Consider the following 16,649-nt stretch of genomic DNA (forward strand, 5'->3'; position numbering starts at 1 on the left):
GAGAGCAACGAAGGGAATCAGCCATGTTCGAAAAAGCACTCAAGGGAAATCGCGCCTACTGGATCTGGGTCGCCGTTCTCGTCCTCCTCGCCGGAGCCGGTGTCCACGGCTACCGGGTGCAGGGTGCGGAGGGGCTCGCCTCGACCGGCATGGGCGTCGGCGCGGTCTGGGGCATCTACAACGCGCAGCTGCCGTTCCTTGCGGGGCTTGCCGCTTCGGCGCTCTTCATCCTGGTGCCCGAGCGGCTCATGAAGCAGACCGGGCTTTCGGCCGCCGCACCGCTCTCGGCCTTCCTTGCCGCCGTGGCTTCGGCGATGAGCCTTCTCTTCCTCGCCGCCGGCTTCGGCATGCCCTCGCGCATCCCGACGCTGTTCGTGAACCTCTCGCCCTCCGCACCGGTCTCGTGGTACGCTCCGGCCCTTCTGCTCTACCTGCTGCTGTCGCTCGGCGCCGGATGGTCGCTGCTCGGTGCCCGCCGCAAGGGCACCACGCCTCCTCGCTGGCTCCGGGCGCTGGTCGTCGTCGCTGTTCCGGTGGGCCTCGCCCTGCCGGTCATCGCGGCCTTCATGCTTGCCGTCATGCCGACCCACGGGCTCTGGACGAGCGCCATGCTGGCTCCGCGCATCCTCGTCTCCGGCCTTGCCGCCGGCATGGGGCTCCTGCTCGTTATGGTGGTCGCCATGCGCCGCTCCGCCGGGGCCGAAGAGGGCCGTGAGCTCGCGGGCCGTCTCTCGGGCTATACGGCCATGGCCGGCCTGGCTTCGCTCTGCTTCGTCGGGCTCGACGCCGGCACCGCTTTCCTCGGCAACCTGCCCTCCGAAACCTACGCCCTGCGGCTGCTCTACAGCGACATGGCCCGGGAGGCCCTGCCTGTGGCCTACGTTCCCTTCGCCGGGCTTCCCTCCGTGCTGCTCGCCAGCGGGGCGGTTTCGGTCCTGCTCCTCTTCCTGCCGGCCGTCCGCAGGGGGAATCTGCTCCCGGCCCTTGCCGGGCTCCTCATCGCCGTGTCGGCATGGTTCGACCGGGGTCCGGGGCTGATCCTGGCCGGGCAGGCCACGCCGGGCGGCGGAGAGGTCTATGCGCCGGCCCTGCCCGACATGCTCGTCACCATCGGCATCTGGGCCGGCGGGGCGCTGCTGCTTACCGCACTCCTCAAGGTCACCCTCTCGGTCCGCCGTGAAAGGGGGATGGCGTGAGTACCTTCCTGCCGCTGTGTGTGCGTATCGACGGACGCCCGATTCTTTTCGTCGGGGGCGGGGCGCTTGCCATGCACAAGCTGCAGGCGGTGCTCCGGTTCGACGCCGACGTCACCGTGCTTGCGCCCGGGGTGGACGACGAGGTCCGCCGGAGCGGCGCCCGCCTGCTCCTGAAAGCCTACGAGCCCTCCGACCTGGAGGGGTTCTTCCTCGTCTATGCCTGCTCGGAGGACGGGGAGCTCAACCGGCGGGTGCTCGCCGACGCGGAAGCGCGGGGGGTGCTCTGCAACATCGTCGACAACCGGGAGGATTCCTCCTTCATCTCGCCCGCGCTCTTCCGCCACGACGCCATGACGGTCGCCGTCTCCTCCGACGGCCGCAACGCCCGCCGCTCGGTCGAGTGGCGCAATGCCATCAGGGAGTTCCTGCTCGAAAGAGAGCGCTCCTCCACCAGCAACACCTGAAGTACCAACAGTCATGAAAAAGAACCAGCAGCGCCCGAAAGGCTACGTTTACATCATCGGCGCCGGTCCCGGCGATCCCGACCTGCTCACCCTGAAGGCCGAGCGTGCCCTCCGCGCCTCGGACGTGATCCTTTACGATGACCTGGTCACCAGCGCCCTCGTCGACCGGTTCGAAGGGCTGAAGATCTATACCGGCAAGCGCAAGGACAGCCACCACTTCGAACAGGACGCCATCAACGAGGAGATCGTGCGCCACGCGCTTCGCGGCAAGATTGTCGCGCGACTGAAGGGCGGCGACCCGTTCGTGTTCGGGCGCGGGGGTGAGGAGATCGACGTCCTGCGCAGCCACCGCATCGACTACGAGATCATTCCCGGCATCACGGCCGCACACGGTGCGAGCTCCTACAGCGAGATCCCGCTCACCATGCGCAAGGTCTCCTCGTCGGTCGCCTTCTGCACCGGCCACCCGGTCAACAAGATCCAGGCCCCCGACGCCGATACGCTGGTCTACTACATGGTGGCCTCGTCGGTCCACGAGGTGCTCGAGGCGGTCCTGAAGAAAGGGCGGAAGGAGTCGACGAAGGTCGCCATCGTCCAGAACGCCACCCGATACAACCAGCAGGTCTTCACCGGTACCATCGGCGAGTTCCTGCGCCGCGACCGCGTGGCGTACTCTCCGGCCCTGCTCATCATCGGCGAGAACATCAACCATTTCATCGAGAAGAACTGGTTCTCCCGGAAGAAAAAGGTGCTCGTGGTCGGCGGCGAGCCGAAGCAGTTCAGCGAGCGCGACTACGTGGTGGTCAACTTTCCCTGCAGGAGGGAGGAGGCGGCCGAGCGCGCCGAGATCGAGCGCTGCATCGAGGGCGTGGGGGAGTGGCCCGTCATCGTCTTCCCGAACCGCTTCGCCGTCAAGTACTTCTTCGGTTACCTGATGGAGTTCGGCCGCGACGTGCGCCACCTCTCGGGGGCGCGTATCTGTACCATCGGCCGCCCGGCGGCAACCGAGCTGCAGAAGTTCGGCATTCTCAGCGACCTGGCGCTCGAGCCCGAGAGCCCCTCGGCCATCGGCGGCCTGCTCAGGGAGGGCGGCGTGAGCCGGCAGAAGGTGCTCCTTCCCGGCTCGAACCTCGTCGACAGCTACCTCGTCAACGCGCTCGAGGAGGAAGGCAGCACGGTTACGCCGCTCTCCGTCTACCTGCACGGCAAGCACGAGCAGGAGGAGACGGTCGATCTTGACTTCATCGACGAGATCTGGTTCTCCTCCCCTTCGTGCGTGAAGAACTTCAGCGCCCTCTACCGTTCGGTTCCAGACCGGATCACGGTGACAGGGGCCGACAGCGGGACCGAAGCCGAGTTCGCCCGGATCTTCGGCGGAAAACGCTGAATAACGCAACCGAAAAAGAGACCATCGCCATGGCAGCAGCTCACGCTTCAGCACTTTTCCACCGATGCCGCCGCAGGGAGGGCGACGCGTCCTGCGATGAGCGGCGGACGGAAGGATCCGGCCTGGGGCCGGACTCCTGCGAGGCCGAGCACTGCCGTTCCCGGGAGCCGGGCGCATCCGCGCCTGAAGCCCGCACGGCCGAGAGGCGGGAGCGGGCCGAGGGGGAGAGTCTGGAGTAAGGTTCGGGGTCTATGCGTTTTCCGGCCAAAACGCGTATATTCATCCTGTCAGCCGAGGGGCCTTAGCGCCCGTTCCAATCCATTCGCGTCGGGCCTCCTTTCCGTGCGGGCCGCCTGCGAAGACAAACTCTCCTCTCTATGCTGGGTGATGTCCTCCTCATACGCGAGCAACATATCGCGGCCGCCGCACTCATCGCCGACCGGGTGCTCTCCGACATGCAGAAGCTCCGCCACGAACATCCCGGACACAAGTACATCGTGGCCATCTCCGGGGAGTCCGGCAGCGGCAAGTCCGAGCTCTCGCACTCGCTGGCCATGGCGCTGCGCCGGGCCGGCGCGCAGCCCAAGATCCTCCATACCGACAACTACTACCGCGTCTCTCCCTCGGAGCGGCTCGCCGCGCGCATCGCCGACAACTTCGAGCACGTCGGGGTGGGGGAGTACGACTGGGATCTCCTGAAAAGCAACATCGCCGACTTCCGGGCCGGGCGCCACTCGCTCATGCCGTGCATCGACATCGTCAGCGGCCAGCTCGACCGGCTCATCACGGACTACGCGAAGGTCGACGTGCTCGTCGTCGACGGCCTGTACGCTCTCGGCATCAAGGATGCCGACCTCTGCGTCTATATCGACCTGACCTGGCGCGAGACCCGAAGGAACCAGGATTTGCGCGGCAAGGAGAGCAACGACGAGTACCGGCTCAGGGTTCTTGAAAAAGAGCATGAGGACGTGCTGGCCTTCCGCTACCGCGCCGACCTGACCATCGATCATGACTACCGCGTCCACGAAGCCCCGGATCCCGACGATGCCTCGGCAGAGGGCGACTATGCGGGAGACTAGCGCTTCCCGGGCCCACCCTCTCAAGGAGTCACTCCTCTCGGCCTTTCCGGCATTCCGGAGTGTGAACTTCCGCCGCTACTTCCCCGGCCAGGTGGTCTCCATGGTCGGCACCTGGATCCAGATGGTCGCCCAGGGGTGGCTCGTGCTCGAGCTCACCGGCTCGGCTTTCGACGTCGGCCTGGCCGCCGCCGCTTCAACCCTCCCGACCCTCTTCCTCTCGCTCTACGGCGGGGTCCTCGTCGACCGCCATCCGCGGCGCGTCATCCTTTTCTGGACCCAGTCGTCGGCCATGGTGCTGGCCTTCATTCTCGGTATCTTCGCCCTTGCCGGAACGGTCACGATGCCGATCATCCTCGTCCTCTCCTTCCTTCTCGGCTGCGTCAACGCCATCAACGTGCCCGCCCTGCAGGCCTTTCTCAGCGAAATGGTCGAACGGGAGCATCTTTCCTCGGCCATCGCCCTGAACTCTGCGATCTATAATGGTTCGCGCGTCATCGGGCCGGCCATCGCCGGCGTGCTCATCGCCGTGGCCGGCACCGGCACGGCCTTCATCGTCAACGGGTTCAGCTTCTTTGCCGTCCTGCTCTCGCTCCTGCTCATCAGGACTGGAACCAGAAGCCCCCGGACGGAGAACGTCCATCCCGTCCGGGCCATCCTCGACGGGCTCTCTTACTCCTGGCGGCACCCGCTCATCCGCACCATCGTCGTCTTCATCGCCGTCATTTCAATTTTCGCGTGGTCCTATGTCACCATGCTGCCGGTCGTGGCCAAGCGTTCGTTCCAGATGGACGCCACCGGGCTCGGCTGGCTGTACGGCGTCTCGGGCATCGGCTCCGTCATCGGCACCGTGCTTGTTTCCATATACTCGGGAAGGGTCGACCGGCTCGTCTTCATCGCCGGCGGCACCATCCTTTTCGCTCTCTCGCTGATGGGGTTCACCTATACGCTCTTTCTCCCTCTCGCGTTTTTTTTCCTCTTCCTCTGCGGGCTCGGGCTCGTCGCCGCCGTGTCGACGATGAGCGCGACCATCCAGGGAAGCGTCGACGACCGGTACCGCGGCAGGGTGATGAGCCTCTATATGATGGTGTTCATGGGGTTCATGCCGATCGGCAATCTCGAGGTGGGGTGGCTCTCCGAGCAGTTCGGGACCGGGCCGGCCATCCGCTTCGGGTGCACGGTGACGCTCGCGGCCGCCGTCGCCATCATCTTCTACAGCCGTCGCGTGCGCAGCGACTACCGCCGTTACAGGGCGGAGGTGGAGGGGGAAGGATGATTCCGGGGGGCAGAGCCGCTTCAGGGGCATGCTCCGCAGGTGAACAGTTCGTCGACCCCTTCAGTGCGCCCCTGCGGCGTTCTTCCCGCCGCCTTTTTCTTCCCTGATGAAGAAGAGGAGCGGAAGGCAGCAGAGAAAAAGGGCGGCGATCAGCATGAAGGCGTCCATGTAGGCGAGGTGGTAGCTCTGGGCCATCACCGTGGCGTCGAGCGCCCGGTGGGCGAGCTGGTCGGCCTCGACCGGGGAGAGCGCGGCCCTTGCGCCGGCCGACTGGCGGATGGCTTCGAGCCGTTCGACGGCCGCCGGGTCGAAGGGCGAGATGCTGCTGACGAGCTCGGCGCGGTGTGCGGCGAACCGCTTGGCCACGTAGGTGTTGGTGATGGCGATGCCGAACGAGCCGCCGAGCTGGCGGACCATGTTGTTCAGTCCGGTCGCCTGTCCGATGTCGCGGCCGTGCAGGCCCGTTACGGCCAGCATGGTGACCGGGATGAAGATGAAGCCGAGCGAGAGGCCGCGCAGGAGCAGCACCCAGAAGAAATCCGCGGCTCCCGACTGCATGGTCGCCTGGCCCAGCTCCCAGCAGAAGATCATGAAGGTGAACATGCCGAAGCTCATGAGGAGTTTCGGCGAGACTCCCTTCTGGAGCGAGATGCCGAGCGGAAGGGAGATGATGCCCGTCAGCATGGCGCTCGGGAAAAGCACGAGTCCCGTCAGCACCGCCGTGAAGCCCAGCAGGCGCTGCACGAAGACCGGGAAGACGAAGAGGGAGCCGTAGAGTCCGTAGCCGACGATGAAGGTGAGCACGGCGGCGATGGCCAGGTTCTTGCTGCGCGAGAGCACGCTGAGGTCGACGGCCGGGTGCTCGGTACGCAGCTCCCACCAGACGAAGGCGAGCAGCGAGACCACGGCGACGATGGTGAACCAGGTGATGGAGTGGGTGTCGAACCAGTCCTTCGACTCGCCGCGTTCGAGGATGAACTGCAGCGAGCCGATGCCGGCGGCAAGGAGCCCGATGCCGGCCCAGTCGATCTTCCGCACCCTGTGTCGCACCTGCGGTTCGCGGATGAAGGTGAAGGCGGACCATGCGGCCAGGAGGCCGATCGGGATGTTCACGAAGAAGCACCACTCCCAGCTGAAGTAATCGACGAGGTAGCCGCCGAGAAGCGGGCCGATGGTGGGGCCGAGCACGAGGCCCATGGAGAAGATGCCGGTCGCAGCCCCCCGCTCTTCGGGGCGGAAGGTTTCGTAGAGGATGGCCTGGGAGGTCGGCAGCAGGGCCCCGCCGCCGATGCCCTGCAGGAAACGGAAGAAGACCAGCGTCCAGATGTTCTCGGAGAGTCCGCAGAGCAGCGATGCCGTGGTGAAGAGCAGGATCGAGCCGATGAAGTAGGTGCGCCGGCCGAGCAGGTTGCCGAGGAATCCCGAGAGCGGGATGACGATGACGTTGGCGATGGCGTAGCTCGTCACCACCCAGGAGACGTCCTCGATGCTTGCTCCGAGATTGCCGCTGATGTGGTTGATGGCGACGTTGACGATCGTGGTGTCGATCAGCTCGAGCATCGCCGCCACGATCACCGTCAGGGTGATGATGGTGCGGCGTGCGCCGGTCTCGTAGACATGTTCTCCGGTACTCTCCGGGATTGACGGGGTTGCTGCTCGGCTCATGCTGGTGCCCTCCCTAATCCACCCGTACGTCGACCACCACGTTCATGCCGGCCGAAAGGGGCAGTTCCGGCTTCCGGTCGAAGACGATTTTCACCGGGACGCGCTGGGCCACTTTCACGAAGTTGCCGCTCGCGTTGTCGGGCGGCAGCAGGGAGAATTTCGAGCCGGTGCCTGCCGAGATCGATTCGACCGTTCCCTCGAGCTCCTCGCCCGGGAAGGCGTCGATACGGATCGTGGCTTTCTGGCCGGGGCGCATCTTCTCCATCTGCGTCTCCTTGAAGTTGGCCACCACCCACAGCTTCCCGCTGCCGATGAGGGCGATGAGCTGCTGACCGGGCTGCACGAACTGGCCCGGCTGTACGTTCTTCCTCGAGATGTAGCCTTCGGCGGGGGCGTTGATCGAGGTGTAGGAGAGCTGGAGACGGGCGCTTTCGAGTGCGGCTCTCTGGAGCTCGACCTGCGCCCGGGCGGCCCTGTACCGGCTGATGGCGGCGGCATGTCCTGCCGATGCAGCCTCCGCGCCGGCGCTCACGGCGTCCAGCTCGGCTTTCGAAATTACGTCCCGGCTGTGGAGGTTGCGGCTTCGCCGGAGGTCGGCCCGGAGTTTCTCCTCGTCCGCCGAAGCCGCCCTGATCGAGGCTTTGGCTGCCGCGGCAGCCGCTTCGGCGTTTTCGAGGGCGGCTTTCGCTTCGTTTCGGCGGACGACGAAGTCGAGGGAGTCGAGCCTGATCAGCCGCTCGCCCTTTCTGACGAGCCGGTTGTCCTCTGCCGTAACCTCCTGCACCTTCCCCGGCACCCGGGAGATCACCGTATAGACGTCCCCTTCGATCTGGGCGTTGTCGGTCTTTTCGTAGTGGAGGGAGTGGACGAGGTGCTGCCCTCCCCAGGCGAGTCCCAGGGCGGCGAGCACCCCGAGGACGGCCATTTTCAGCGGGCCTGCCGCGGGTTTCCTTTCTGCGGTGTTCTGCTTCTCTTCTGTGTCCATACGGGCTTCAGGCGTTGGCGGTTTGCGGGAAAGCATCTTCCTTCTCTCTGTCCATCAGGTTTTCAGTCGTCCCCTCGGCCATGCGCAGGATGGAGACGGGGCAGGTGGCCTGGCGGAGGACCGCCTCGGCCGTGCTGCCGACGAGGAGGCGCGGCATGCGGTTCCTGCCGTGCGAGCCCATCACGATGAGGCTTGCCCGGTGCCTCTCGGCCGCCATGACGATCGCTTTGGCTGGCGCGCCGTACTCGATGGAGAAGCGCACGTCCCAGCCCGAGCCGGCGAGGAGTTCGGAGTATGCGGAGAACTTCGTCAGGTGCTTCCTGAGGAGCGCCTGGCGGTCGGTGCCGTTGTCCTCGGCCACGTGCAGGACGATGAGGCTCCCCTGCTCGGGATGCACTCCGGCAAGATACTGCAGGGTGTGGTCCGAATCGGCGGAAAAGTCCACCGGGCAGAGAACGGTGCTGTGGTGTCGGGTCATGGTCGTTCGGGCTCCGTTGAGGGTTCCTGCAGGAGCGGCTCTCCGGCGGCTTTCCTGCATGCGTAGGTGTTCATGACGAAGGCGTAGCGCGCCCGGAGGTTGCCGAGTTCGGCCTCGGCAAGCGAGGCTTCCGTGTCGAGCAAGTCGAGCGTGGTGGCCAGCCCGTTCAGGTGGCGGATCCGGGCGTTTTCGGCCGCGAGCCGGGCCTGCTCCACCTGCAGGGTGGTGGTGGCGATCATTTCGCGGCTGGTTTTCAGCGAGTTCAGGCTCTGGCGCACCTCCGCGCGGACCTGCTGCTCCGCATCGATCCGTTCCTGTTCGGCGGCACGCTCGCGGGCGAGCGCCCCGCGCCGTGCGGCGGCCGTCGCAAAGCCGGTGAAGATCGGCACCTCGAGCCGCACGCCGGCGGAAGTGCTCTCTCGCATGGTGCCGAGGTCGGGGTCGGAATCCGGGAGCCAGCCGTTGCTCGTGCCCCAGGAGAGGGTGCCGGTGATTTTCGGCATCCCCTCGCGCCCGGCGAGCGATTTCTCCGCTTTTGCGGCGCGGGTCTTTTCGGCCGCGAGCTTCACTTCGAGCCGGTTCCCGAGCGCCTGCTCCTCGGCGGTTGCAGCCCGGTTCCCTTTTTCGTCGAGGGCGAACGAGCCGTTCAGCTCCAGCGGCTCGTCGTCCGGCACGGCGCAGAGGCGGCGGAGCGAGACCTCCTGGTTTCTGAGTTCGGTCTCGAGGTCGAGCCTGCGGTTCCGGGCCGAAGCGAGGCGCACCTCGGTCGTGAGCAGGTCGAAGCGGGTCGCCACCCCTTCATCGTAGCGTTTCCGGGTGACGTCGAGGTTCTTTTCCAGCGCGGCGATCTCCTTCTCCTGCACCTTGACGGCTTCGCGGAGGAAGAGCATGTCGTAGAAGATCTGGATGGTCGCCCAGGAGAGGTCGCGCTCGGCAAGCGCTTCTCGGTAGCCGGCCGCGCTTCGTCCCGCCAGGGCCATCTTCACGCTTTTGGCGGTTCGGCCGAAGTCGAAGAGCATCATTGATGCAGACAGTCTGGCGTCGTAGCTGTCGTTCGGCATGAACTGCTGGGCCTGGATCTGGTTGACCCGGTCGCGGTAGGCGTAGGTCGCCGTGCCTTCGATCCGGGGCAGCCAGCCGCTTCTTCTGGCCTGGACCGCCGCGTCGGAGGATTTCACCATCTCCCTTGCGCTTCGCAGGGCCGGGCTGTTCTCTTTCATGCTGCCGACCGCCTCGCGGAGGGTGAGCTCCCTGGCTTCGGCGTTCCTGTTGAGCGGCCAGTCGGCCGTAGTGGCGGCCAGGGTGATGAGCATCGCTGCGGCGAGGGTCCTGTTCATGATCGGCGGCATTGGTGGTGAAGTTGCAGTGTATAGTGGGTATTGCAATTCCTGTGCCAGTCGAGGGGATGTCCGTCTTTCGCCGTAACGTACTGATAAACATGTGGTTATTTTCGGATGTTTTTACTCCTGGTTTTGGTTTTTCCTGAAAATTCAGAATATTCTGAAAAGAGTGTTCCGAAATTGCAGGAATGACGGCATATCCTCCGGCTCATGACCTCCGATACACGCCTGGAATCCATCCGGCTGATGCAGTACATCAGCGACGCCGTGGGCACGCTCCGCGATCCCCGCGAGCTCTTCCACGCCCTTGCCGACAAGCTCCGGCTCATCTTCGAGTTCGATTCGGCCGTCATCGTCACCCTCGACCGGGACCGGCGCCATGTGAGCGTCTTTTTCGAGATGCTTCGTTTCGAGCTCCCCCGGGGGTTGACGCGCGAAAAGCGCCTCATCGCCGGATCCTGGTTCGAACCGTTCCTTGCCGATCCTGCCGTCACCTCGTTCAATATCGAGGCCGAGCTGCGGGAGCATGGGGATGAGGCGTTCCCGGTCCTGAAGATCCTCTACGGCCTCGGCATGCGCCAGATTGTGCTCTCTCCGCTGCGCAGCGGGGGGCGGGTCATCGGGTTCCTCAACTTCGTCTCCCGCGAGGAGAGCGTCTGGAGCCGGGCCGACCGGGAGCTGCTCGAGGGGGTCTCCTCGCCCATCGCCATGGCGGTCAGCAACGCCATGGCTTATGAGGAGCTGCGCCAGAGCGAGGCCCAGACGGCCATGCAGCTGGCGGTCAACAATGCGCTCATGACCATCCGCGACCGGCGCAAGATGCTCCTGGCCGTCTGCGAGCAGATCAACAAGCTGGTTCCCTCCACCTTCCTCGGCATCAGGGTGTTCGGCGACGACGGCAGGCCCCGCCTGTTCGACAACTTCATGCAGGACGAGCACCACCGGTTCGTGCCGGTTTCGGTCGAGGAGCGCCTCGAAGCCGTCGAGCCGGAGGTCGCGGTTCGCGAAAGCCTCGAGCTCATCGCCCGGCCGGGAGTCTTTTCAGGCGAAGCTTTCAGCCGCCTGGCCGAAGAGTACTCGCTGGTTGCCGAGGTTCGTGACAGGTACCGGATCGGCACCATCATGAGCGCGCAGCTCTGGGATCTGCCGGGAAGCCGCGCGGGGGTCATCATCTCGGGCAGCGAGAGCCCTTTCGGCGAGGAGGATCTTGCGACCGTCGGACTCATCCTTCCCCAGCTCTCGCTCGCCCTGCAGAACTGGCTCGCCTTCGAGGAGATCGACAAGCTCCGCCGGAAGCTGGAGGGGGAGCGCACCTATCTGGTCGAGGAGATCAGCGCCGCGCACAACTTCGAGGAGATCATCGGCCAGAGCGCGGCCCTTTCTGCCGTGCAGCGCCGGGTGAGCCAGGTGGCGCCGACCGACGCGACCGTCCTCATCGAAGGGGAGACCGGTACCGGCAAGGAGCTTTTCGCCCGCGCCATCCACAACCTTTCTCCCCGGCGCCGCAGCGTGCTCGTCAAGGTCAACTGCGCAGCCCTTCCTGCAACCCTCATCGAGAGCGAGCTCTTCGGCCATGAAAAAGGCAGCTTTACGGGGGCCGGTGCCCGGCGCATCGGCAAGTTCGAGCTCGCCGACGGCGGCACCATCTTCCTCGACGAGGTCGGCGAACTGCCCCCCGAGATGCAGGCCAAGATGCTGCGCGTACTCCAGGAGCGGGAGCTCGAGCGCGTCGGCGGAGGGCGCGTCATTCCGGTCGACGTGCGCGTCATCGCGGCCACCAACCGCGACCTGCGGCGGGAGGTCCGGGAGGGGAGGTTCCGCGAAGACCTTTACTTCCGCCTGAACGCGTTCCCGATCGCCATTCCGCCGCTGCGCGAGCGCCACGGCGACATTCCGATGCTTGCCGTGCACTTCGCCCGGAAGTTCGCGCGCGAGTTCGGCAGGCCCGAGCGTGCCATCCGCGAGGTCGACATGCAGGAACTCGCCCTGCGCCCCTGGAAGGGCAACGTCCGCGAACTCGCCCATGTCGTCGAGCAGTCGGTCATCGTCTCCGAGGGCAGTTTCCTGGATTTCTCCGCCGTGCTCACCCATTTGGCCGCTTCCGGCATCGATGTTCCCCGGGAGCAGCAGACCATGGAGGCGTTCGAGGATGAGGTGCGGCGGATGGAGCGCCGGCTCATCCTCGACGTTCTCAGGAGTGCGGGCGGGCGCGTCAGCGGCAAGGGCGGTGCGGCCGAGCGGCTCGGGATGCATCCGAAAACCCTCTACAGCCGCATCGACAAGCTCGGCATCCGAAAGCAGCATAGCTGAAGGGCGGTTTCCTGCTACGCCTTTGGTGCGGATTTGCGTACATTTCAAACGATGAGGCCGCCGGGGTGCTTTCCTCCATGAGCGCACTGCGATGCTGTTCGGGAACCACCAATGCACACCGCCATGAAACACACCGTACGTCTGTTCGCATTCTTCCTTTTTTCCATCATGCTGTTTGTGGCCTGCAAGGGCCAGGGCGCCTCGGAGAGGGTCGGCACCGCCGATCCGGCAAATCCCTTCGAAGGCGTGTTGAGCATGAAGACCGTGATCCCCGGCACGGGTGCCACGACGACGAAGATCATCGTCGGAGAGGGCGGTATCCGCACCGAAAGTACCGCCAGCCTCGCCGGGCTTTCCGGCCGGGTGCCGGTAACCGTGCTCTTCCAGGCTTCGGAACCCGGCCGCATCTATGTGCTCAACGATGCGGCAAGAACCTATACGTTCTTCGACGCGCCGGAGCCGCAGGCGGACGATGCCGTCGATCCGGTCGCGGGGGCCGGTGTGGAGCGGCTCGGCGAGGAGGTGGTGAACGGCTACCCTGCGACGCACGTGCGTATTGCCGGAAACGGGAGCGGGGAGTCGGTCGAGCTTTGGCTGAACGGCGACCTTCTGGACTCTGTGGCCTGGACCCGCATGCAGGCCGCAAACCGCGAAGCCGCCTTGCTCGTTGCCCGGAAACTCCGCAGTGCCGGTCTCGAGGGGTTCCCGGTCAGGATCCTCCACCACCCCTCCGGAGTGGTGACCGATCTTGTGGGGCTGGAACGGATGCGGCCGGATCCCGCGCTTTTCCGCCTTCCGGCGCACTACCGCAAAGCCGATCTGCGCGGCATCGAAGCGCAGCGGCTCTCGCCGGAGGCTATCGAGGGCATCAGGAAGGCCGCCGAACAGCTGCAGCGCCGGCTTGAGGCGCGCTGAAAAGGGAGCGGGGGCTGCGCTGTGTCATAATGACCCCCGGTGTATCAACCCGTGATGCCGGCGCGGGCACCGCATTCTCTCCATCAGGCGGCGGTTCGTCGTGGTACGGTTCTTGCCGAAGTGGTACGGGCCCCGGCCCGTGAACCCCGCGTTTCGTCAACCTGAACCCGATCGCCATGCAGAGCCGCACCGCAGCCGTCCCCCCTCTTTTCCATACCGCTCTTCTCTTGCTTTTCCTTGCCGTTTTTGCCGGATGCTCAAACCCCAGGGCGGCCAGTGAGTCGAATTTCCGTAAAGCGGTCGAGGCTTCGATCGACCGGCAGCTGCGGGTGAGGGTCGAAGAGTTTCCGCGCTCGCAGTACGATCAGGTGCCGGAGGCGTTCAGCCCTGAAGCGGGCGATATCGTGCTGCGGGTCCAGTCGCGCAGTTCATGGGCGTCGGCTCGGACGGCCGGAAGCCTCATGGACGACCTGGTGAAGGCGGGTATCGCCGAGGTGGTCTGCACCGACCGGCCGTTCGGCTCATGGTTCAAGACCCGTTACAGCGTCTACCTCCTGAAGAAGTCGAAGCAGAAGGAGGTGGAGTTTCTGCGAAGCGGCTCGGGATCAGACGCGGAGTACGCCTTTCCCATCGGGCGGGTCGCGGTGGGCCGCATCATCCGCTGGACCGAGCCGGCGGAGGGCATGGGGGTGAGGATGAGTACGGTCGAGTATACCAGAAAGGTGGCCGGCGCCCCGAAGTGGGCCCGTTCGGTTCTCGGGTCGGCGGTTTCGAAGGAGCCGGAGTCGATCAAGCTGGTGCTGACGAACAGGGGATGGGAGGCGGAATGACTCCTCCCGCCCTGCCGGCCCGGCTGCTGTTCAGCGGAGCCGGATGTCGACGGCCTCCCAGAGGAGCGGCAGGGCCCTGATGCGGTACCTCTCGATGGGATCCTCTCCCGTCACGCGCTCTTTTTCAATGACTTCCGCCAGCCCGAAAAACCCCGCGAACCGGTCCATCGCCCTGAGCAGGTAGCACCCCCCGGCTTCGCTTTCGGGGGTGGTCCATCTTTTCTCGGGCGCCTCCTGCAGGATTGCCGGAAATGCCCGCAGGAAGGCTTCCGCGTAGAACCTTCCTGGGCGCATCTCTTCCCCGAACCTCCTGAGCAGATGGAGCGTGAAGAGGAAGGACTGCTGGATGATGCGGAACGCCGGGTATCCGTCGCTGTAGCCCCAGTTGAACTGCGTGGCGTAGGTCCTCAGCAGCTCCGGCCAGACGCCCGCCATGCCGTGCCGGTCGACGAGGGTGAGGCATTTCCTGCTGAGGATGAAGCGTCCCCGGTATTTTCGGACAAGCCCGGCGAGTTCCGCGAGATTGCGCACGATATGGAGTTCCCAGTAGTCCTGCTCTTTGTTGATGTTCCAGCTGTGCCGTCCGTAGCTGATGGTCTCCTTTCCCGTGACGCCTAGCGCGACCTCGCGCAGGGCGGCTCTCGGGAGGTTGCCCGTCGCGGTCGGCTTGAGCCCCTTTTTGCCGATTGCTTCGGCAAGCGCCTTGAAGATCGTGGTGGCGGGCGCTTCGGGTTCGTGCGGCAGCGGGTCGGAAAAACGGACAAGCTCAGGGCTTGCCGTCGGGAAGCTGAGGAAACGGTGCATCTGTTCGGGGGAGAGTCCTGCGAAATCGTCGCGGGGCGCCTGGTTGCGGCTGCGCATGAACCCGTTCATGAACTCCTGGAGCTCTTCGAGGGATGAGAACTGCCGCTGTTTGCTCTCCCTTTCGATGGCCGCCCTGATCTCGTCGGCGGGTGAGGGGGCGTTGGCTGGCGCGATGCGGAAGCAGCATTCGCTGAAGGGCTTGCCGCTGCCGCAGGGGCATGGTATCGGGTGGATGGTGTTCATCGGGCGGTTTTTCTTTCGGCGGTTTCAGCCGCAGCATTCCCGGATGGCTTCGGCGATGAGCGGGATTCCCCGTTCTATCTCTTCCGGGGTGTTGTTGCAGTAGGAGAGCCGCATGGTGTTCCGGCGCACGCCTTCGGGGTCGAACGTGCTGCCGGTGACGAAGACCGTTCCCGCCTCTATGGCTTTCTCAAGAACCCGTGCGGCGTCGGCGCCTTCCGGCAGGGTGAGCCAGATGTAGAACCCTCCCCTCGGTTCACTCCATTCGACATAGTCCGGTAGGTGGCGGCGGAGCGCATCGGTCATGGCCCGTGCCCGGTCGCGGTACTCGCTTTGCACCCGTTCGACGTACCCTTCCATCATCCCCGATCGGATGGCGGCGTCGGCAAGCACCTGGGTGAAGCTCGGCGAGCAGGCGTCGGAAGACTGTTTGATGAGTTCGCATTTCCCGTAAATCGCCTCCGGGGCGAGCAGCCAGCCGAGTCGCAGGCCGGGCCCCAGGATCTTGGAGAACGAGCCGGTGTAGCAGATCTCCACGCCGTCGTGCGGGAGGGCTTGCATGGGAATCAGCCGATCCCGGTCCTCGGGATGGAAGAAGAGGTCTCCGTAGGCGTCGTCTTCGATGAGCGGTATGCCGCTCCCGCGGAGCGTGTCGATGAGCTCCCGCTTGCGCCGCTCGCCGTAGAGGATGCCGGCGGGGTTGTGGAAGTAGGGGGTCACGTAGAGGAACTTCGGCTTCGGGCCTTCCCCCAGCGCTTTTTCCAGGGTTTCGATGTCGATCCCTTCCGCGTCCAGCGGGATGCTCCGCACCTCGGCGCCGGCGGCTCGGAAGGCCGCAATGGCCCCGATGAAGCAGGGGCGCTCGGTGAGCACCCGGTCCCCGGGGTCGACGAAGGCCCTGGCCAGCAGGTTCAGTGCCTGCTGGGAGCCGGTGGTGATGAGGATGCGGTTGCCCTCCATCTGCAGCCCCTTCCGCCGCAGCCGTTCGGCCAGGGATTCGAGGAGGGAGGGGAGCCCCTGGGTGGGGCCGTACTGGAATGCCGAGCGTTTTTCCCTGTCGGACAGGCCCCGGAAGAGCTCTTCGACCTCTTCGACCGGGAAGAGCTCGTTTGCCGGCATGCCTCCGGCGAACGAGATGATGTCGGGCTGCGAGGCAAGGCTCATGAGGTCGCGTATCGCCGATGAACGGAGCGCGGAGGCGCTCCTGCTGAATGTCGCCATCGTTTCTCCCTCCCCTCAGAGCTGGTAGATGTCGCCGGCGCGCACGAGCTCGAGCCGGTGCTGGCTCAGCACCCGGATGGCAGCCTGCGCCTCGTCGGTGCGGATGACCACCGTCGCCCGTCCCTCGGCAGAGGCGAAGGCGTACATGTAGTCGACCGGAACGCCGTTCTCCGAGAGGATTTCGAGTGCGTGGTGGAGGCTGCCCGGTTTGTCCGGGATGATGAGGCAGATGACGTCGGTGACCTTGACGGCGAAGCCCCGCTCCCTCAGCACCCGTTCGGCGATCTCGGGTTTGCCCACGATCATGCGGAGGATCCCGTAGTCGGTGGAGTCTGCGATGCTGAATGCCGAGATGTTGATGTCGTGCTCGGCGAGCACGCCGGTCAGCTCGGTGAGCCGGCCGGTGCGGTTTTCCAGAAAGACCGAGAGCTGTCGGATGATCATGGTTTCCTTTCCTCCTCG

The 16,649-nt window shown here is 65.3% G+C and carries 16 protein-coding genes; 9 read left to right on the forward strand and 7 right to left on the reverse strand.

Features of this window, described 5'->3' with window-relative positions:
* Window positions 1–23 precede the first annotated feature (23 nt).
* From nrfD to E0L29_RS05025, 6 genes are all read left to right on the forward strand, one after another.
* Entirely contained in the window at window positions 24–1,196 is a 1,173-nt protein-coding gene (nrfD, locus tag E0L29_RS05000; RefSeq protein WP_131355593.1) for an NrfD/PsrC family molybdoenzyme membrane anchor subunit, read from the forward strand.
* Window positions 1,193–1,660 (forward strand): bifunctional precorrin-2 dehydrogenase/sirohydrochlorin ferrochelatase, encoded by a 468-nt coding sequence (locus E0L29_RS05005; RefSeq protein ID WP_131355596.1) that lies wholly within the window; start codon window positions 1,193–1,195, stop codon window positions 1,658–1,660. Before nrfD ends, E0L29_RS05005 begins: the two co-directional genes overlap by 4 nt.
* A 13-nt stretch (window positions 1,661–1,673) precedes the next feature.
* The gene (gene cobA, locus E0L29_RS05010; RefSeq protein ID WP_131355599.1) at window positions 1,674–3,047 is read left to right on the forward strand and encodes a uroporphyrinogen-III C-methyltransferase; all 1,374 of its coding nucleotides are present in this window, start codon (window positions 1,674–1,676) and stop codon (window positions 3,045–3,047) included.
* A 29-nt stretch (window positions 3,048–3,076) separates the two neighbouring features.
* Window positions 3,077–3,286 carry a hypothetical protein gene (locus E0L29_RS05015; RefSeq protein ID WP_131355602.1) on the forward strand — a complete coding sequence of 70 codons (210 nt, stop codon included), beginning with the start codon at window positions 3,077–3,079 and terminating at the stop codon, window positions 3,284–3,286.
* 138 nt (window positions 3,287–3,424) lie between these two features.
* Window positions 3,425–4,126: a uridine kinase gene (locus E0L29_RS05020; RefSeq protein ID WP_131355605.1), complete on the forward strand. Its 702-nt coding sequence runs from the start codon at window positions 3,425–3,427 to the stop codon at window positions 4,124–4,126.
* Window positions 4,113–5,399, forward strand: coding sequence for an MFS transporter (locus E0L29_RS05025; protein WP_131355608.1), 1,287 nt, complete (start codon window positions 4,113–4,115; stop codon window positions 5,397–5,399). Before E0L29_RS05020 ends, E0L29_RS05025 begins: the two co-directional genes overlap by 14 nt.
* 60 nt (window positions 5,400–5,459) lie before the next feature.
* Here E0L29_RS05025 and E0L29_RS05030 read toward each other — a convergent pair whose 3' ends face one another.
* The 4 genes from E0L29_RS05030 to E0L29_RS05045 are packed head-to-tail and all read right to left on the reverse strand — an operon-like array spanning window position 5,460 to window position 9,864.
* Window positions 5,460–7,064, reverse strand: a complete 1,605-nt coding sequence (locus tag E0L29_RS05030; protein WP_131355611.1) for a DHA2 family efflux MFS transporter permease subunit — start codon at window positions 7,062–7,064, stop codon at window positions 5,460–5,462.
* A gap of 13 nt (window positions 7,065–7,077) precedes the next feature.
* Window positions 7,078–8,049, reverse strand: a complete 972-nt coding sequence (locus tag E0L29_RS05035) for an HlyD family secretion protein (protein WP_131355614.1) — start codon at window positions 8,047–8,049, stop codon at window positions 7,078–7,080.
* Window positions 8,050–8,056: 7 nt separating this feature from the next.
* Window positions 8,057–8,527, reverse strand: a complete 471-nt coding sequence (locus E0L29_RS05040) for a universal stress protein (protein ID WP_131355817.1) — start codon at window positions 8,525–8,527, stop codon at window positions 8,057–8,059.
* Complete coding sequence (locus tag E0L29_RS05045; RefSeq protein ID WP_242664286.1) at window positions 8,524–9,864, reverse strand: TolC family protein; 1,341 nt, start codon at window positions 9,862–9,864, stop codon at window positions 8,524–8,526. The genes E0L29_RS05040 and E0L29_RS05045 overlap by 4 nt, the downstream gene beginning before the upstream one ends.
* Window positions 9,865–10,077: 213 nt before the next feature.
* Between E0L29_RS05045 and E0L29_RS05050 the strand changes: the two genes are divergently transcribed.
* The 3 genes from E0L29_RS05050 (at window position 10,078) to E0L29_RS05060 (ending at window position 13,922) form a co-directional block, all read left to right on the forward strand.
* Window positions 10,078–12,177 (forward strand): sigma 54-interacting transcriptional regulator, encoded by a 2,100-nt coding sequence (locus tag E0L29_RS05050; RefSeq protein ID WP_131355620.1) that lies wholly within the window; start codon window positions 10,078–10,080, stop codon window positions 12,175–12,177.
* A gap of 123 nt (window positions 12,178–12,300) precedes the next feature.
* Window positions 12,301–13,092 (forward strand): DUF4412 domain-containing protein, encoded by a 792-nt coding sequence (locus E0L29_RS05055; protein ID WP_165498825.1) that lies wholly within the window; start codon window positions 12,301–12,303, stop codon window positions 13,090–13,092.
* A gap of 176 nt (window positions 13,093–13,268) precedes the next feature.
* Complete coding sequence (locus tag E0L29_RS05060) at window positions 13,269–13,922, forward strand: hypothetical protein (protein ID WP_131355626.1); 654 nt, start codon at window positions 13,269–13,271, stop codon at window positions 13,920–13,922.
* Between the two features lie 30 nt (window positions 13,923–13,952).
* On the opposite strand, the gene E0L29_RS05065 is transcribed toward E0L29_RS05060, so the two are convergent.
* The 3 genes from E0L29_RS05065 to E0L29_RS05075 are packed head-to-tail and all read right to left on the reverse strand — an operon-like array spanning window position 13,953 to window position 16,631.
* The gene (locus tag E0L29_RS05065) at window positions 13,953–14,969 is read right to left on the reverse strand and encodes an SEC-C domain-containing protein (RefSeq protein WP_131355629.1); all 1,017 of its coding nucleotides are present in this window, start codon (window positions 14,967–14,969) and stop codon (window positions 13,953–13,955) included.
* Window positions 14,970–14,993: 24 nt separating this feature from the next.
* Complete coding sequence (locus tag E0L29_RS05070) at window positions 14,994–16,187, reverse strand: PLP-dependent aminotransferase family protein (RefSeq protein WP_131355632.1); 1,194 nt, start codon at window positions 16,185–16,187, stop codon at window positions 14,994–14,996.
* A 15-nt stretch (window positions 16,188–16,202) separates the two neighbouring features.
* The gene (locus tag E0L29_RS05075) at window positions 16,203–16,631 is read right to left on the reverse strand and encodes an ACT domain-containing protein (RefSeq protein ID WP_131355635.1); all 429 of its coding nucleotides are present in this window, start codon (window positions 16,629–16,631) and stop codon (window positions 16,203–16,205) included.
* Window positions 16,632–16,649: the final 18 nt, after the last annotated feature.

This window comes from Chlorobium sp. N1 (assembly GCF_004332115.1).
Lineage (GTDB): Bacteria > Bacteroidota > Chlorobiia > Chlorobiales > Chlorobiaceae > Chlorobium.

Coding starts and splice junctions, on each gene's coding strand:
- nrfD (WP_131355593.1), top strand. CDS start 24: ATGTTCGAAAAAGCACTCAAGGGAAATCGCGCCTACTGGATCTGGGTC.
- cobA (WP_131355599.1), top strand. CDS start 1,674: ATGAAAAAGAACCAGCAGCGCCCGAAAGGCTACGTTTACATCATCGGC.
- E0L29_RS05015 (WP_131355602.1), top strand. CDS start 3,077: ATGGCAGCAGCTCACGCTTCAGCACTTTTCCACCGATGCCGCCGCAGG.
- E0L29_RS05020 (WP_131355605.1), top strand. CDS start 3,425: ATGCTGGGTGATGTCCTCCTCATACGCGAGCAACATATCGCGGCCGCC.
- E0L29_RS05025 (WP_131355608.1), top strand. CDS start 4,113: ATGCGGGAGACTAGCGCTTCCCGGGCCCACCCTCTCAAGGAGTCACTC.
- E0L29_RS05030 (WP_131355611.1), bottom strand. CDS start 7,064: ATGAGCCGAGCAGCAACCCCGTCAATCCCGGAGAGTACCGGAGAACAT.
- E0L29_RS05035 (WP_131355614.1), bottom strand. CDS start 8,049: ATGGACACAGAAGAGAAGCAGAACACCGCAGAAAGGAAACCCGCGGCA.
- E0L29_RS05040 (WP_131355817.1), bottom strand. CDS start 8,527: ATGACCCGACACCACAGCACCGTTCTCTGCCCGGTGGACTTTTCCGCC.
- E0L29_RS05045 (WP_242664286.1), bottom strand. CDS start 9,864: ATGAACAGGACCCTCGCCGCAGCGATGCTCATCACCCTGGCCGCCACT.
- E0L29_RS05050 (WP_131355620.1), top strand. CDS start 10,078: ATGACCTCCGATACACGCCTGGAATCCATCCGGCTGATGCAGTACATC.
- E0L29_RS05055 (WP_165498825.1), top strand. CDS start 12,301: ATGAAACACACCGTACGTCTGTTCGCATTCTTCCTTTTTTCCATCATG.
- E0L29_RS05060 (WP_131355626.1), top strand. CDS start 13,269: ATGCAGAGCCGCACCGCAGCCGTCCCCCCTCTTTTCCATACCGCTCTT.
- E0L29_RS05065 (WP_131355629.1), bottom strand. CDS start 14,969: ATGAACACCATCCACCCGATACCATGCCCCTGCGGCAGCGGCAAGCCC.
- E0L29_RS05070 (WP_131355632.1), bottom strand. CDS start 16,187: ATGGCGACATTCAGCAGGAGCGCCTCCGCGCTCCGTTCATCGGCGATA.
- E0L29_RS05075 (WP_131355635.1), bottom strand. CDS start 16,631: ATGATCATCCGACAGCTCTCGGTCTTTCTGGAAAACCGCACCGGCCGG.